At 38.0% G+C, this 19029-nt stretch carries 7 protein-coding genes; 4 read left to right on the forward strand and 3 right to left on the reverse strand.

All coding sequences use genetic code 11. The annotated features are described in order from the left end of the window. The first annotated feature begins 117 nt into the window (after window positions 1–117). The 4 genes from QUE35_RS04545 (at window position 118) to QUE35_RS04560 (ending at window position 13379) form a co-directional block, all read left to right on the forward strand. Window positions 118–3477 (forward strand): SusC/RagA family TonB-linked outer membrane protein, encoded by a 3360-nt coding sequence (locus QUE35_RS04545; RefSeq protein ID WP_022602869.1) that lies wholly within the window; start codon window positions 118–120, stop codon window positions 3475–3477. 25 nt (window positions 3478–3502) lie between these two features. After that, window positions 3503–5239 (forward strand): SusD/RagB family nutrient-binding outer membrane lipoprotein, encoded by a 1737-nt coding sequence (locus QUE35_RS04550; protein WP_022602867.1) that lies wholly within the window; start codon window positions 3503–3505, stop codon window positions 5237–5239. A 135-nt stretch (window positions 5240–5374) separates the two neighbouring features. Then, window positions 5375–9709: an endo-beta-N-acetylglucosaminidase gene (locus QUE35_RS04555; RefSeq protein ID WP_022602865.1), complete on the forward strand. Its 4335-nt coding sequence runs from the start codon at window positions 5375–5377 to the stop codon at window positions 9707–9709. Window positions 9710–9854: 145 nt separating this feature from the next. After that, window positions 9855–13379 (forward strand): T9SS type A sorting domain-containing protein, encoded by a 3525-nt coding sequence (locus tag QUE35_RS04560; RefSeq protein ID WP_022602863.1) that lies wholly within the window; start codon window positions 9855–9857, stop codon window positions 13377–13379. Between the two features lie 153 nt (window positions 13380–13532). On the opposite strand, the gene QUE35_RS04565 is transcribed toward QUE35_RS04560, so the two are convergent. Genes QUE35_RS04565 through QUE35_RS04575 form a run of 3 tightly spaced genes read right to left on the reverse strand, consistent with a single transcriptional unit; the run spans window position 13533 to window position 18678 of the window. Then, the gene (locus tag QUE35_RS04565; protein WP_022602861.1) at window positions 13533–14420 is read right to left on the reverse strand and encodes an NHL repeat-containing protein; all 888 of its coding nucleotides are present in this window, start codon (window positions 14418–14420) and stop codon (window positions 13533–13535) included. A gap of 20 nt (window positions 14421–14440) precedes the next feature. After that, complete coding sequence (locus tag QUE35_RS04570) at window positions 14441–16240, reverse strand: surface layer protein (protein ID WP_022602859.1); 1800 nt, start codon at window positions 16238–16240, stop codon at window positions 14441–14443. Next, window positions 16237–18678, reverse strand: coding sequence for an HzsA-related protein (locus QUE35_RS04575; protein ID WP_022602857.1), 2442 nt, complete (start codon window positions 18676–18678; stop codon window positions 16237–16239). The genes QUE35_RS04570 and QUE35_RS04575 overlap by 4 nt, the downstream gene beginning before the upstream one ends. Window positions 18679–19029 lie beyond the last annotated feature (351 nt).

Raw genomic sequence — 19029 nt, forward strand, 5'->3', positions numbered from 1 at the left:
ACATAAAAAACAAATTTTCGAGTAAGTGTTTTCTCAAATACGACTGTTTTATATGCAAAGGGGGGAAAAAACAAAGGAATTTATCCCTTTATGTGTTTGATTCAATAATAAATACCTATGAAAAATGTTTTAACAAAAAAGAGGCATATAAAAATAGCCTCGATGATTCTGTTCTTGTTTCTTTCTACACACTTAACATTCTCACAAGTTACTTTGTCTCTTAAAAACGGGACTTTAGGAAACATTATCCAAACAATTAAAACTCAAACTGAGTATAAGTTTTTTTATGATGACGAACTAACCAAACTGAAGGTCGGAGATATAAACGAAAAAAATATCCCGGTAAAAGAGTTATTAAACAAAGTATTGCCACCCATCGGCGTCACTTATAAAATAGATTCTCAAATCATTTATCTATACCCCAATAAAAAAGAAATAAAATCTACGCCGAAGGAAAAAGACTCAAAACAAATTATAAAAGGACAAGTAACCGATGCTTCAGGAGAACCTCTAATCGGGGTCAGCGTATCCGTAAAAGGATCGACATCCGGAACAATGACCGACATGGACGGAAATTATACATTAATCGTTCCGGAGGGATATAAAGATATTCAATTTTCTTACGTCGGCTTTAAAACCGAACAGCACGCAATTAAAGGAGATAAAATTAACATTCAAATGCAAGAGGATACTCATACCCTCGACGAAGTCGTCGTTACGGCATTGGGAATCAAAAAAGAGAAAAAAATGTTAGGATATTCGGTACAAGAAATAAAAGGCGACAAGCTCAACCAAACCGGAGATCCGTCTATAACAGGAGCTTTACAAGGGAAAGTTGCAGGTTTGCAAATGACTACATCAAATACCGGATTAAATGGATCTACCAAAATAACCATACGAGGCAATAGCTCTCTCGTAGATAATAATCAACCGTTATGGATCGTAGATGGTGTCCCTTTTACAGAAGAAAGTACTTCCACTGCTTCTGCATACAGCGGATATGACCGAGGAAGTACTACTGTCGATATTAATCCAGAAGATATCGAATCAATATCCGTTTTGAAAGGTCCTAATGCTGCTGCGTTATACGGATCAAGAGCCGGAAACGGAGTGATCTTAATTACTACGAAAAAGGGGACAAAGTCTAACGGATTCGGAGTCACATACAACAACAACTTTACATGGACTCAAGTCGCTTCGACATTGGAAATGCAAGATAAATACGGTCAAGGAACAAATGGTATATACAGTGACACGCCTTATAGTTTCGGGCCAGAGCTTGACGGACATGAATATACGACTTTTACCGGAGAAAACATCCCTTTTCAAAAATACGGAAATAAACTAAAAGATTTTTTCGATACGGGATTTGCTCAGACTCATAACGTCGCTATCGGAAACGTAAAAGAAGATTCTAATTACAGGGCATCTTTCGGAAGTACAAATGCCAACGGCATATTTTCCCGTGAAAAGATGAATAAAATCAATGTAGATCTGACTGCTGGGATGAAAATGAATAAATACTTGTCTATGGATTCCAAAATATCCTTATCTCGCACTAAAACCGAAAATCGTCCCCTCTACGGGAAAAACGGTATTGTATATCAACTATTATTCATACCCAATAATATCCGGTTAAGTGATTTGAAAGATCATTATATGTCTCCTGAAAAAGCTCATATCAATTGGACAGGACCTTTTGAAGAAGTATTAAATCCCTATTTTATAGAAAATCAATACAGCAATAATGACGAACGCTGGAGGGCATTCGGTTACTATACTGCAAAACTGAACTTTACCGACTGGTTACATGGCTCAGCCAAATATGCTTTCGATTATTATAACACAACCTTCAAAACTACGGACATTACCAAATGTCTGGATGTCACGACTCTAGACGAACAAAAACAAGATCGATTAGACCGATCAGAAAGTCGTTTCTTCGAACAAAATGCAGAATTTATGTTGTTAGGAAATAACAATATCGGAGACCGCATACAAATAGGTTACTCTTTAGGAAGTAATATCATGATTCAACAAAGGACAGGACTAGATGCATTCTCTGTAAACATGCGAAAAAAATTAGTATGGCAGATGAATTCCGCATTAGGTGTAAACGGAGCGAATGCTTCATATATGAAAAAACAGATCAATTCGGTTTTCGGAACTTTCCAATTTACATTTGACAATTATCTTACTCTCGACTTGACAGCGCGAAATGACTGGTCTTCTACATTACCTTCAAATAACCGGTCATTCTTTTATCCTTCTGCCAATTTAAGTTTTGTAGTAAGCGATTTTATTCGTAATCAAAATTGGGCGCTTCCGGCTTGGTTAACATTCGCAAAAGTAAGACTTTCGGCGGCACAAGTAGGTAAAGATACCGATCCATATCAACTGTGCAACTGGCTGAATTATAAGCAAAACGGGAATACAGGAGATTTAACTTCTCCCGATACTTCAATCAGAGCTAATGCTACCTTAAAGCCTGAAATCTCTACTTCGTATGAAGGCGGATTAGAATTAAAATTTTTGCAAAACCGGTTAGGAATAGATTTTACCTATTATAACAGTCGGACAAAAAATCAAGTGTTAATAGTCCCGATGACCGGTTCTTTCAACGGAAAATATATCAATGCCGGACTGGTAAGCAATAAAGGGGTAGAACTCATGCTATACGGTACTCCTGTAAAAACTAAAGATTTTTCATTTGATCTTACAATAAACATGGCTCACAACCTCTCTGAAGTGGTAGAACTAACACCAGAAAAGAAAGAAGTCATATTTAACGAAGGAGAGTCTAACTTTATCATAGACGTCGGAGCTCGTGAAGGAGGGAAATTAGGAGATATCTACCCGATACAATCTTACAAACGCGATAACAACGGAAATATCATTATTCGCGATGGTTACCCATTGATCGAAGAAAGCAAAGGTAATGACCGTAAAGCGATCGGTAATATACAACCTAAATTACTAATGTCTGTTACTCCGTCATTTGCATATAAAGGTATTTACCTGACTGCACTTTTCGACATGAAATTCGGTGGAGATATAGTATCCATGTCCGAATCGGTAGCTACAAACTACGGTATGGCAAAACGCACAGAAAATCGGGGAACAATTACTGTAAAAGGAGTAAATGAAGACGGCACACCCAACACGACAGCCGTTGATGCAGAAAGTTACTACAAACGAATAGCCAACGTAGCAGAAGAATTCTTATATGATGCATCATTCATCAAGCTAAAAGAGCTGTCACTCGGTTACTCATTTCCCAAAACATTGTTGAAGAAAACTCCTTTTAACAGTTTAAAAGTCGCATTTGTCACCCGTAACCTTTGTTATTTGATGAGTCACACTCCGGGAACAAGCCCAGAAGGAGGTTATGATACGACAATGTTTTCTCAAGCATTCGATTTCACATCCATACCTTATACACGAACATTAGGATTTTCTGTTAATGTCGGATTTTAATCATTTTATTTGAAAATATAAGATTATGAAATTACATTATATTACGATATCGGCAATACTTCTATCTGTGACATCATGTGCAGATTTCGATAAAATAAATATCGATCCTGAAAACTCTATATACGTAGGAGCTGGAGATACAGGGAATGACTCAAACGATGACGAACGTTCTACCAGTATAGATTTTCCTGAAACCATCCCGGATGACGAATTAGCTTTTGCCAAAGAAAACGAAGCATCTGTTGAGTCAGATTTTAAAACATTCTCGTATGAAGGGATGTACAACGATTATCAAAAAACGACAAACTTAACACATGATATATACGCAGGATATTTTGCCAACAACCACCCATCTTTCGTTAACGAGTCTCCCAACTATCGTTATACCGATCGCTATTCATCAACACGCTGGGAACATTTCTATCGCGACCGTTGCAAAGAATATTCCCGACTAACCCGTGTATTCAAATATGTTAATCCCGAGAAATACAAAAACGCATTTTATATCACCCGCATCTATTTCGCCTTTTTGGGAGTACAAATGGTAGATACATACGGAAATATTCCTTTCTCAGATTATGTTCGGGGACAAAATCCGCGAGAAAAAGCCAGATACGATACAGGTGCAGAAGTATATGACATGTGTTTTCGCATTTTAGCCGAAGCCGTAGAAAACATAAATCCCGACGATGCAAGTCAATTCACATTCTCCGGGAATAATGATAATTGTTATCATGGAGATGCCTCAAAATGGGTCAGATTTGCAAATACTTTGCGGCTACGCATGGCTTTACGGATATCTAATTATGACCCGGATTGGGCTCGTAAGGAAGGAACTGCCGCATTAACAGCTAAAGGAGGATTAATTCAAAACAATGAAGATAATATGCGTACAATACCGAAACACGCTCCTACCGATTTAGGAGGAGACGGTATCGGTGGCAACGAAAATGTTCATGCCATGTGTAGCTATATTTATTTGGATGTCGTTATGTCTAAAGACATGGAACTGGCATATAAAACACAAAGTTCACGGGATGATCCTCGTATGCAGGTATGCTGGTACCGTCCCACACCGACAACTCAATTAAAAGATCAAGATACCGAAGATACTTCATCAGAGTTTACGGGATGTGCAATCGGCAGTTCCGATATAGACCGCTCTTCAGCTAAATATTCGGTAATACGCAGTTATTCAAGAAACTCTACGACATTAGATAACTCACGATGGTTTGGATATGCTCGTGAATCTGTATGGTTGAGTTATGCCGAAACAAAGTTTCTCCTTGCAGAAGCTGCATTAAGAAACTGGGGAACAGAAAAAGATGCAGAGACATACTTTAAAGAAGGAATTCAAGCATCCTGCGACTACTACGGAATCTTATCACGACTCACAACAGCTTATGTTAACGGAGTTATGAGCAACCTTGACGAAGGAGTATTTACTAACAACAAAGAAAAAGCTTTAGAAGCTATCATAACACAAAAATGGTTAGCTGTTTTCCCGAATGGAAACGAAGGCTGGGCAGAATTTCGTCGGACAGATTATCCCCGTCTACAAAACCATATCGGCAATATATCAGAAGATGTCCCCGTCGGAAAATTCATCAAACGCATCCGTTACCCGAACAGCGAATATACCAGCAATCAGGAGAATATACCCCAAAATTACATCGATCGTCAAGATACCAAGATATTTTGGGACATAGCTGATACAAATAATGATTCGGGAATCAGACAGACTCCTGACAATTTCAGATGACAATGTAGATTTTCGGATTAAAAATATGTAATGAAAAATGAAATTTATGACTAAGTGTTTTTATGACGACCATACGTTTTATAATTATTAAATATTGCACAACCAATAATATGTTAATTTTTAAATCATAAACCGATGAAAGTGAAAAAACTTTTTTTTCTTGTGTTGCTCTTTTTATGGAGCGGACAAATTGCAATGTCCCAACAACCTTATGCACCATGTTGGCATCCTCTAAATTTAAAAGGATGGAATCCGTCAATGGATCCCGATTTTCAGTTCAACAAAGCTACAATAAAATTGCAACCCCGTTTTCAAAACATAAATTTGAATGCAAATCCTTACCAACATTACGAGGGTCAATTATGCGCTATGATAACTATGAATGATGCATGCAGCACGACTCCATCTCAAGATGCTTTCAATTTCATCGGCTGCAACCCCACATTCTGGCAATACATCGATATATTGGTTTGGTGGGGAGGCTCTGCCAGCGAAGGTATCATCGTACCTCCCTCAGCCCCGGCAATCGATGTCGCCCACATGAATGGAGTAAAAATACTGGGAACTATATTTTTCCCACCATCAGCTTATGGTGGCACAGGAGAATGGATCGATCAAATGCTGACAATGGAAAACGGAGAATATATTTACGCTAAAAAACTATATGAAATCGCAGTTGCATACGGTTTTGACGGCTGGATGATCAATGAGGAAACTTATCATGGAGGAAATCCGGGATGGTCTGGATTTATCAAAGAATTTGAAGACTGTAAAAAAGCCGACGGCAATGATCACATGATTATCGGCTGGTACGACAATTCTATGAATGTAAGCTCTCGTCAAGGGCTACTACAAAACGGCATTTACTACATGCAAGAATACGCAAGTTCGAAACATATTAACGAAAATCTTCAAAGATGGTTAGGATTCGGCTGGGACGAAGAAGACTTTGTACAGAGAAATTATATGGGATGCCAACAAGATATAGCGAGCGATGAATTCAGTAAAATATTTTCGAAGAACAAACACAATGCTTCTGTTTTTATTTTTAAGCCAGAAGAAACGACTTGGAAAAAATTCGTAGGAAATCTTATCGGCAAACCTTCAGCATCCGGTGAAACGGCTTACTCTGCAATGAAAAGCTCTTTCAAAGCCGAATCTACTTATTGGGTACAAAATGCAAATCCTTCATCTACCGATGGTTGGAGTGCACAAGTTTGCGCTCTGTCCACAGCTATGTCCGAAAGATCTGTCATTCAAAATACACCTTTTATTACCTCGTTCAGTGCAGGATTAGGAAAGCATCGTTTTGTCAATGGAGAAAAACGAAATACACAAGATTGGTATCATAGAGGTATGCAGGACATTTTACCGACATGGCGCTGGTGGACCGAAGCAGGGTGTAATTTATCTTTCGATTACAATTGGGATGATGCTTATAACAACGGAACTTCTATCAGTGTCGAAGGTTCTTTGACTGCGAACAGAGATAACCTAATACGGCTATTCAAGACGAACATGATTATCAAATCCGGTGACAAAGTACAATTAGTTTACAAAACATCAGTATCGGGCTCGATTGAAGTTAAGTTAGGTACTTCTAACAACACCTTTGATTTAGAAACTTTCAAACTGAATACTGTAAAAACAGAAAACGGATGGACAATAGGAGAAGCCGACCTTTCCTCCATTTCAGGAAAAACGGTATGCGTCATCGCATTAAATTTCAAATCAACCTCAACAACCTCCTCCTATACAGCATCTTTAGGACAATTAGGTATATTCAACAAATCATATACACCTTCTGCTCTGCCGGTAACTAACTTAAAAACAGAAAGTAAATTAACAACAGAAGGAGGCGATCTAAGAATTACATGGGATGTACAAGAATCTACCGACGTACATCATTACAACATATACATGACTCAGGGAAACGAAAGAAAATTGATCGGTCAAACTCGTAACGGAGGTTTTTACATTCCTGAATTTAAACGTACATCCACAAACGAAACATCTGTAAAGATAGAAGTAGTTACAGTTTCTAACGATTATAAAGAAGGTATTCCCTCTGTTTTAGAAGTGAAATATCCTTCTCGTGAACAAATTACGGTCAAATGCTATGCTTCTCAAACCTTAGTAAAAACAGGAACTAATGTTACAATTACGGCGGAAGCCGATAATTCTCCGACATCATATACTTGGGCAATACCGCAAAATGCGACCTTGGTAAGCGGACAAGGTACTTCAAAAGCTGTTTTCAGCTTCTCACAGGAAGGTTTGTATGACATTTCCGTTACCGTGGCAAACGAAGTTGCCAGTGTGACCTATTCACAATCTAACATGATAGAAGTAAATAATGATAAGTCATTAGAACTGGTAAGTGTTGACAAAAGCATATATTCTTGCAGCAAATGGAACGAAGGAGACAATGAAGCTCCGGAATATCTGTTAGACGGTAAATATTCTTCCGATGATGTAACCATGCATGAGAAATGGTGTGCATCCGGCAATCGGGAATATACAGTTATTATAGACCTTGAACAGATATATAACATATACAGAACCCGCATAATGGACTGTCAGGTCGCAGAATCGGGAGATAATTTCAACAATTACCGAATATATATCAGCAAAGATGCACAAGATTGGAAACCCGTTATTGAAAAAACCGAACAGAGAAGTGTAAAAATTAAAGATGATTATATTGCTCCTACGGAAGGTCGCTATGTAAAACTCAATATATACGACAAATCTCCTTTTACAATACGAGTATGGGAATTTGAAATATACGGGACTGAATTAGGAGAACATTCTATTCAGCAACAAGAAGATCTTGTCATGGGTCTTTCTGCAGAACAAGAAAATAAACTTACATTTGACTGGGGCGGCGAAGCTGATGACGATTATGCTTTTACTGTCGAATCATTCAATGAAAACCTACTGACTACAGAAATAGGTAAAATCGATTTGCAAGCCAAAACCGTAAGCTATAAAATGAAAACCGGTACGGAACAAGGAGTTGCAAAGGTTGCCGTACATTTCAGAAAAGGAGAATATACCCGATCTACGATATTCAATGTGAATGTCACCGATCTGGAAAATATTAATCGAGCTGCCGGAAAAATAGCTACGATCCTAAAAGCCGGTACAAGTTATGATGAGGACGATGGCATGACTCAATATCCTTCCATCAAAAAACATATAGAATATCTGACCGACGAAAACGATGAAACATTCGCAATGACATCTTATGATGAGGTAGATACCGAATTAGAGTTTGATTTAGGGGCTATTTACGGAATCAATAAAGTCGAAATCGTACTGAAAAATATTTCCGGAGTAACTGCAGTTCCTAAGAATTTAAAATTTTATGCTGCCGATGACGAAACGAAAGAATATCGTGAATTTATCTCAAAATCCTGCAATGTAGGGACAAATACATACGAAATAAGCAGACAAAACATGCGTTTTGTAAAATTAGTTCTCCCTGCTACCGATGAATTAATGGGGTATGCCGTATGTGAAGTGCGCATTTTCGGAAAAGAAGTCGCAGATAAATATATGCCTTTAGAACTAAGCGGGTATAATATAGACATCATTGCTGAAAGCACTCCAATACAATCCTCTTCAGTTGCTATGAGCACTCAGACAAATAATCTACCGTCTTTTGTATGGGTTAGCCGGAGCATATTGCCAGAATACGGATTACCTGAAAGCGGAAAAATAACCAGCCAATCGGGAGTACGCTACCAATTAGCACCATATAACGGAGCTAATGCGGTTAAAAGTGTAGGAAAAGAAAATGCTATTCTCTCTTTAAATAAAGGAGTAAAAGCAAAAAAAATACATATTCTGGTAACCGCCGGTCCAGGAGATTCTCCTTATTCGACTACTAAAGCCGCCTATGCACGGGTAAGATATACTGACGGAACTACGGCAGACCACAATAACGGAAGCTTTTTCTGGATGAGAAGATTCAACAACCTAAATGAATCAGACCAACAAGTAACAGCCAACCCGATTGCAATAAAAGGAATAAAAGGCTACAATTGGAATAGTGAAGCTTTATTCGATTCAGAATGTTGTTTAGCAGAAATATCGATAAATACAAATCCAGAAAAGGAAATTGCATCCGTCGAACTGCAAGGTTACCAAAATGACGAATGGGGATATATTTTGGCGGCAACAGCAGAAGAAGTTAGCTGGATCGTAGGAATAGAAAAATCTACCGCAGACAATTCCGAAATCAAAATTTATCCGAATCCCGTACGAAAAGGAAATAGTCTGACCGTAGAAACTACCGATGCAAAAACAATACGTCTGATGACATTACAAGGAGTAACGATTTCTAATCAAAATATAAACACTCCGATAACGACTATTCAGACAGACAATCTGACAACAGGCACATATTTATTAATAATTTCCGGAAAAGACTATACAAAGACTATGAAGATCATCGTAAAATAATTCAAATTTTATAAAATCTAAAAAAGGCATTGAAAAATTTCAATGCCTTTTATTTTTATTCATTTTTTAAATAAGTGTTTTTTACGCTCTTCTTGTTTTATATATAGTTTATCAAACTATTTTCAACCTTAAAATAATATCTGTTATGAAAGTAAAAAAATTACCACACAGATCTCTGCTATTTGCAGGAGTATTTTTAACGGGAGCTTTCTTCGTCAAAGCTATATCAGAAGAACATACCCTATCCTTTCCAACAAATCCGAATACCAAAACCACAGAAGAAGTCATCCCTCTCACAATTTCGAGCGGATTCGATAAAGATTTCATCGCAGAAGCAAAACCTGCACAAACCCATTCTTCTGAACGTATGGATGATGTTTCTTGGGTATATTACAGTGCAGATTTACAAAGTTCAGGAGGTCTTCCTTCCGATGGTATAGTAAAATCAGGAAATGTCACTTATCAATTAGCTCCATATACAGGGAACAACGCAACTCGAATCGTTGTGAAAAACAAGGAAGAAAAAACTCTGACTTTCGGCAACCCGGTAAAAGCTAATAAACTGATGCTTTTAGCAACCAGTACTAACGGGAAATCGTTATTCCAAGTTACACTCAACTACGATGACGGTTCTAATGATACCGCCACAGAGCTATCTATAGATGACTGGAACGGTAACGAAGGTGCTATTACAGGATTAGGTCGCATTTTCCGTACTTGGAAAGAAGGCGGTTTTGACAGTGGAGCATACGATGACGATATTGACGGAGCTAATTTCAGGCTTTCAGAAGTTTCGATAAGCAGTGACCCCGCCCAAATAGTAAACTCGATAACTATCAAGGGAACAGGAAATGAAGGATACCTGATTCCGTTCGCTGTATCGGCAATTATCGGAGGAGAAACGCCAGAACAAAATACTCTCGAGATTCAAACTATAGAAAATCAAAATGTCGAAGTCGGGAAAACAGTGGCAATATCAACGATATACAGTCTTGGAGGAGCTAAAAAGGATGATAATTTTAAAATCGATATTACTTCAGACAATACCTCTGTAACAATTTCAGACATATCCAACACAGAAGACAAAATAAATTTCTCTATAAATGGCATCAACAAAGGAACTGCCAATATCACTGTTACTTTAACAAACGGAAAGTTTGTTAAAGAAATTTCTTTCAACGTATCCATATCTGAGAATGTACAAATTACAACAAAATACGTCCCAGTAAAATTAGTCGGTTATACTAAAGATATTATTGCAGAAAATAAGCCGGCATCTTCATTTACAAATGACGGAATGGATAACGACGGTAAAGTATTTTATACCACAGATGTGAACAGCATCGGAGCTCTTCCTGCAAATGGAATCATAATAGGAGAAACCAGCAAGGCCTCTTACCAATTAGCTCCATATAATGAAAATAACGCATTCTTCTCCGATTGTTACAAAGCTGCTGGATTAACGAATATTCAGTTTGCAGAACCAATAAAAACAAAAGAATTAATGATATTGGCAACTTCTGCCAACGGATCATCGGATTTCGGTAGCGGAGAAATTTATTTCTCTGACGGAACAAGTCAGTCTTATAACTTCTTTACGGTAAACGATTGGTTCGATCCCAAGAACAATGTAGCGGTAAAAAGTCTTTATCTTATTGAAAGAGGCAACGATGCCATCGATGAAAGAAATTTCGGATTATACGAAAATAAATTAACGATTTCTGAAGAAAATATAGGAAAAGAAATAAAATCAATCTCTTTTTTAAATGAGTCCGGAGGCTCAAAACCCGGATCAAGCGATGCATCCAGATTATATGTATTCGCTGTTTCTGCATTAGTCGAACAGACTCCCGTCAACACTTTAGAACTGCAAAATTTAGACAATCAAACGGTAGAAATAGGAAAGTCTTTGACGTTATCCGCTACATACAGTTTAGGAAATGCACCTAAAGAAGAGAATTTTAAATTCGACATTACATCGGACAATGCCGCAGCATCTATTACAGAAATTTCCAACACAGATTCTCAGGTCAATTTCAATGTAAATGGAGTTTCCGAAGGATCAGCAAATATTACTATTAAACTGACAAATGGAGAATTTAGTAAAGAATCGACCTTCTCTATCTCTATTACCGCAGTTGAAGAAGAACCTGCGTACATACCTGTCACTTTAACCGGATTCAATAAAGATGTTATTGCAGAGGATGTTCCGGCTTCCGGAACAACAGATGCCGGATTGGATAACGATGGCAAAGTTTTCTTCGGAAACAATGTCAACAACGGTACAGGAGCACTTCCTGCAAACGGAATCATAACAAGTATCAACAGTGGCGTAAAATACCAATTGGCTTCTTATGAAAGTAATAATGCTTTCTTCTCCGACTGTTACACCGACCGAGGTTTAGTTGAAATTCAATTCGCCACTCCCGTAAGTACTAAATCTTTAATGATACTCGCAACCTCAACGAATGGAGCATCTGATTTCGGTGCTGGTAGCAGTGGAACAGGAAAAATCACATTCGAAGACAATACAACAGAAACTTATTCATCAATCAATGTAAAAGATTGGTTTCAATCGGGAGAACCTGATGCTTCTACAGCCCAAAACAAACTCTATCTCATTGGAAGAAATGATAATGCCATTGATACCCGCAACTTCTCTATATATGAATATAAATTAAACATCACTAATTACAAAAAGAAAATCAAATCTATATCATTTACAAACGAATCTGGTGGTTCGAAACCTGGAGACTCTTACGCTTCAAGATTATTTGTTTTCGCAATTTCTGCATTGCAAGACAATACTCCTACTCCAGTAGAGCCTGTCATCGACCCGATCGAAAATACAACAATAAAAATTGGGAATGAACCTACTACCATAAACGCATTCTTCAGTTTAGGAGGAGAAGAACAAGGATCTGATTTCAGTATTAAAGCCATTGCTAATAATGATTTTATTACTATCTCAAATGAAAATATAAGTAATGAAACTTATTCTTTTGATATTGCGGGAGTTACTGCCGGAGAATCTATCATTACTGTTACACTCATAAACAACGGGCATACTATCACTCAAGATTTTTCCGTTACTATCGAACCTAAAGATCCTGTAGTAAACATTGCCGAAATTCCAAGACAAACATTCAAAAAGGGTGAAACTATTTCTGTAAAAGTAAATTATGACTTCGATGGAGAAGCAGAACAAGCAGATTTCAGTTATATGGTATATACAAATATGGTAATAGACCCTAATGTGAGAATCTCCAATGTAAATATAGACAAAGACGAACAAGTTATTTCTTTCAACTTAACAGGTATAGGAGTCGGATCAAGTTATGTGAATGTCTATGTTTTCAATAACGGAACTTCCGCTACCCAAATATTTACGGCAGAAGTAAAAGAACAGACAATAACCGGACTCGACTCAAAGTCGGAAAAAACGATCTCCATTTATCCCAATCCTGTTAAACACGGAGAAAATCTAATAATCGAAACTGAAAATGCTCAAATAATCCAGATTATAAATCTACAAGGTATTGTCATGAAAACAATAAAAGCTCCGGCATCAATCGAAAAAATCGATATAGATGAATTTATACCCGGAATTTATATGGTAGCTATCAAAACAGAGAATAATCAAAAAGTAGAAAAAATCACAGTTAAATAAAAACAATTATTTGAGTATTCAATAAAAAACGTTTCCGGTTCATGAACCGGAAACGTTTTTTATTGAACTATGCTATTTTTTAATTATACCGACAAAAAACATTATTCAAAAATTCTACAATATCTTTGTCAAAACCAATAAATTAGACAAACATCAATGATAAGATCTCACCCGTTTTTTCAATGCATCTAAAGCAAATACAGAAGACATTGTCTTTATTTCATTCCTGTCCGAAACTTTATAAAGAACTTTCTTCGAAAGTTTATCTATAACTAATAAATGTACAGGATTTTTCGCATCGACATGCCCGACCCAGTTGGTAAGAAACAATCGTCCATCTGACAAATAATGCATACCTCCGGCAAATTTCAGAGTTCCCGGTAAATCTTTATTCGTCAATGACCAAACAATATTTCCGGCCATATCATATTCAAATACACCAGGATTATTATCTTTATCCGTAACAGCAACTAATGTATTTCCCGATGGCAAGCGTATAACCGAATGTGCACCTCCGGGAACAGGTATATTCCAGACTGCTTTTCCATTTTCGTCATATTCAACAACCGATTTACCGCCATAATGCGCAACCAGATAATGCCCATTGTCCAAACACCGGGCATTCCTCATAAACGCATGTCCTCCGGTTTTTACTCCAAACGGCAAAATCGATACATCTTTTACAATACTACCATCGGGAGAGACCTCTAAAAGTCGTCCGTTATCACACTCTCCGATAAATGTATTTCCGTTTTTCAAACGCTGACAAGCAAAAATATTACTTTCGGACGTATAATGGAAAATCGTATCGTTTTTCCGGCTAACCTCAAGAACTTCTTTCCCAGCCGTAAATAAGATATTCTTATTAGGAAGCACCCAAATATCATTCGAATCAGGAGCTTTGTGTTCCCATACGATTTCACCGTTTTCTTGAATAAATACTTTACCTTGCGAATAATCACAAAATGCAAAAGACGGTCCTCCGGCAAACAAAGACCCAAAGGAACACAAAAACAGAACAGACAAATAAAAACGTTTCATAACAAACCGAACAAACACGACTATAAAGACAAGATATACTCTTCTAACTCTTCAATTTCTTTTTCCGAAACGCGTATGCGAGGTCCATGTACCTTTAACATATCCTTCATCGTAGCACAACGTCCATCATACAGATACGGAACAGTTCTCCATATTTCGATCAACGTCGGAACATCCATTTTTTTCCCGACCTCCGTTCCCGAAGCCCAATCTACAGGATATAGTTTTCCATCTGTAAAATAAGGTCCGGAATGACATGATAAACAATCTTTATCAAAGATCGCTTTCCCCTTATTAGCTTTTTCAGAGAGACGTCCATTTTGCAGATAAGGGCTCGGCAAAGGTTTTAAAGAACGCAGATAAGCATCCATATCATCAGCAACCGATGGCGGAGTAACAGCAAAAAGAATATATTTTATTCCGGAACGTACCGCTATTTCAGCATTTGCACGAATCCCTGTCACCATACAAGGAGGCGTCTGGTGTGACAATAACAAAGATTTGGTATTTTTAGGATTACCGAGGCCATCATTCAGCAAATCCCAATTCAAGCCGTCTGCACGGGCATCATTCGGATGACAACTTGCACAACTTTGCCATCCTTGAAAACCTAATGTCGCATCATGAAAATACATATTCCCTCTTCCTTCGGCAGAAGCAAGCATGTTATTGCCCAACTTCCGCTGTACATCAAATACATCCCCTTTTGCGACATGGATATCTCCTGAAAAATATCCCGCAGCATATAAAGTTTTTCCGTTCATTGCTATGGCTCTTATCCCTTTCCCCCCGACAGGTTGGTACTGAGCAATACCATAAAGCATTCCGGCATCATTCATCACATTCTCCCACCCGTTATAAGATGGTGTTACCGCTACTCCCTGTTTTGCCTGAGCCAAACGATCATGCAATTTTTCTCTATCTATACGACAAACCTCATGTACTCCCGACAGAGCAACACAAATCTCTTTATTATCGGGAGAGACCATCACTTGCCAAGGATTGGCAGCTCCTTTTTGAGGCGTATCTAAAAGTACAGTTACTTCCACCTTCTCATTTTTCAAATCCACAATAGTCAGCGCATTCGTGTACATCCATCCTCTATCCACCTGATTTGTAGGCAACTGATATCTTGCTAATAAGTGGGTTACATAAGCATGCTCACCTGTAACATCTGTCGTCACAGACTTTACGTCAGTTGACCCATTCGGCAAAAGCAACCTCTTGATAACCTTACTTTTTTCTGTATCGATAATATCCATTTTAGCAGCAACCGGAAAAGCCAAAGCCGACATCTCAGGCATATTATTTACAACTAAAATACGCCTTCCATCAGCAAAGGAAACAGCCCCGACAGGTTCACGCCCGACCGAAATCTTACAAATAAGAGAACCTTTGTCACAATCATATTTTCTAATCTCATTATTATAACGTAAGGTAGCCCAAACAGCTTTACCGGAAGAATCTATCAACAAAGAAGAGGGCGAATAACCGGTATCGAACGCCCCCAACACTTTCATGCTCCTCCCGTCTATCTTATATAATTTTCCGGATACTCCATCGGAAGAAACCCACAAAGAGCCGTCAGGCATAACAGTTATTGCCGTTACCGGAGCATTTAGGGCAATTCTCTTTTTTACAGCAAGTGTTCGAGAATCGACTTTCAACAATTCCGAAGAGAATCTATTGCCGACCCATAAAGTCTTACCATCTGTCGAACAAGCCAGAACATCCGGAGAAACAATATTTTCCGATGCAGCCCATATCTCGGACATTCCCCAAAACAACAAGCAAAAATTTATAATCCAAACCCTCATCATTTTACCATTTTTTCATTTAAAGAACGAATATACTCTCTTATATTTTCTCTTTCGGCACTTTTTGCTTGCTCTCTTTTTTTATCATAATAATCATAATAAGCTTTTTCTTGCTCAGTCCAATTATTCGCTTGTCGATAATCACTGATAAACGGAACTAAAAGATCGATCCACAAAGCAAATACATCTATTTCATCCTGAGAAAGTTGCGTATTACCATGTCCGGACTTCAACCGTTTTATCAAATTACTCGTCGCCGATCCTGCCGAATAGGGACGCAATACGGACGGCTCTGAAAGCGCACTGATCCAATTTACTTCAGGGTGATCAGTCTGTCCCTGCCACGAATCGTTATCCCCTGTCGTCTTACGAGCATGCGTAAGATTTAGATAAGCGTCCGAAAACATTCGTTTAGTTTGATTATCGACAACCTTCAAATCTCCTTTTAAGCTCATAGGATGTTTTACCCCGTCATGACAAGAAATACAATGCTTATCTATAATCGGCTGAACTTCATTAATAAATCCGAAATTTCTAATCCCTTTATCATCTATCGGTACGATCTTTTGTATTTTCTTATTCATCGCATCCGAAACCGGATGTTGCGCCGAAGGGACAGAGTTTTTATGTTCGTGACACCCTACGCAACTTTGAATTTCACCCGGTTGCAAAGTTGACCAGCTTCGCATGGTTTGTACAACATGCCCGTTCTCATCTAACGCTTGGAAATAAAGGGGTTTTCGAGAAGGAACTTCAAAAAATGCCGAACCATCAGGTTCTACATCAACCTCCCCTAAAACTTTTTTCAAGTCCCAGCTCGCATTACCAACTCCCACCGGAGAGAAGGCATGACCTCCTCCGCCCTTTCCATGCCCATACGCACAGCCTACTCCGGCCGCCCGATATTCCAACTCTACAATACGCAATTTCTTAACCGTACCCGGAGTCACTCCTTTCATACTACGCCCCTCATAGATATTCTGTAAATAATATATCCCGGTATTTTTTGTATAGTCGACCATATTCACTCGCTGGAAAGGACGCCTACGAGGTGCAACCAGTACCGGCTGATTACAAGATATTTTAGAATCAGCTACCAAAAGTTCTCTTTCTCCATCGATATTCATCCAATAAATAGCAAATTCTATGGGAGTACCGATATTATATCCTAATGGAGTATAAGAAATCAAAAAGTCAGTCTGATTTAAAGCAAAAGGATGCTGAAACTGCTCACCTTCTTGTCCATATCCATCCACACGCACAGCTTCCGGTTTTCGTACAGGAGCAACGAACATCACACCTTCATTTTCATCCCGTCCGGCTTCAGGATCGATAATAGCAAGTTTTCCGTGCTGAGGATTGTGATGTCCCATAAGCACAGCCATCACCTTACGACTTCCTGGTATAGCACAAGGCTGTGTTATAGTAGTCGGGAACCAACTGTTTCCACCATAATATTCAGCCTGTCCTGTACCATCAAAATTCATCTGAAATAAAGGTTGAGGGAAAATCTGCCCCCGATCATTATAGTCCCAACGCGTATATACTACCCTACCGTCTTCTAAAAGAACCGGATGTAAGGTATGAACCTGATCGAATCCTATCTGACGCATATATTTCCCGCTCCGGTCACAAATAAAAAGATTACTCACTTCTGTAAACCAACAATCGACAGAAGTTCCACAACGAGTCGAATTAAATAAAATATTATCATCGGGGAGATATATACCCTCAATATCAGCAAATCCTATTCCGGACGTTACTTGCTTAACTTCCCGAGTATCAAGATTCATTTCATACAAATGAAAATCATCTTTTTTAGAAGACTTTTTTAATGAGTATAAAATATGTTTCCCATCAAAATGAACTTCAGGATCACGAAAAACTCCTTCAGGAGCTTTTCCCAAAAGCTCTTGTTCTCCCCAAATTCCTTTCATTCGCAATAAAGACAATTCGCTGTCCGGAATAAAACATTTTTCGCCTCTGGCATCGGACAATCCCTCTGTATAGGCAAAATAAGATGGGCGAAGTATATGAAATTTAGTAAAGACAATTTCCGGCTTATTTTTCAAGAATACCTGCAACCTCTTTTCCCTCCGTTCCACACAGGCATCGACATAGAGGGATATAGCCTTCGACAAAGAAGAGAAATTATCTTTTACCGGATAAGAAATTCCTAATTTCAATAACCGTAATTTCACTTGCGAAGCCATATCACCGTCAAACCAATCTATTTTTTCCCCATCTTGCAACCACCAATCATATCCCACCGGATATTCTTTCATTAAACTTCTATGAAAATTTTTCTTCATCCGATCAATCTCTTGCTCAGATGATTTTCCGTTCAAACCCTTTATTTGAGCGAATGCATCTTGCAAGCCGACACTAAAACGGTCTGTAGATTCGGGATATGATTCTGCAAAAAGGCGGGTTCCCAGCATCCAAATGCAAATACATAGTAGGTATATTCTCATATTATACATATTGTGTGTGTTTTCCTATATGCCAAAAATAGAAAAAAAGTATAAACTAATCATGATGAATTCAGAATAAAAAAGAAAATTCGTGTATTTTTTACAACAAAATAGAATTTCTTATTTCCCAATTTCTTAAAAAAGTTTTCAACTACTCTAAGAACCTAACATGATGATATTTCCTTATCGGAAAATTTAAATGGGCTATAACAAAAAAAACACATTAAAAATACCTTTTAACAGCGACATCAATAAAATAATGATACTTCAAGCTATCAAATTTTCCACATCGAGAACTATTTCAAAAAAAATAAATTT

This window comes from Coprobacter fastidiosus, from assembly GCF_030296935.1.
Lineage (GTDB): Bacteria > Bacteroidota > Bacteroidia > Bacteroidales > Coprobacteraceae > Coprobacter > Coprobacter fastidiosus.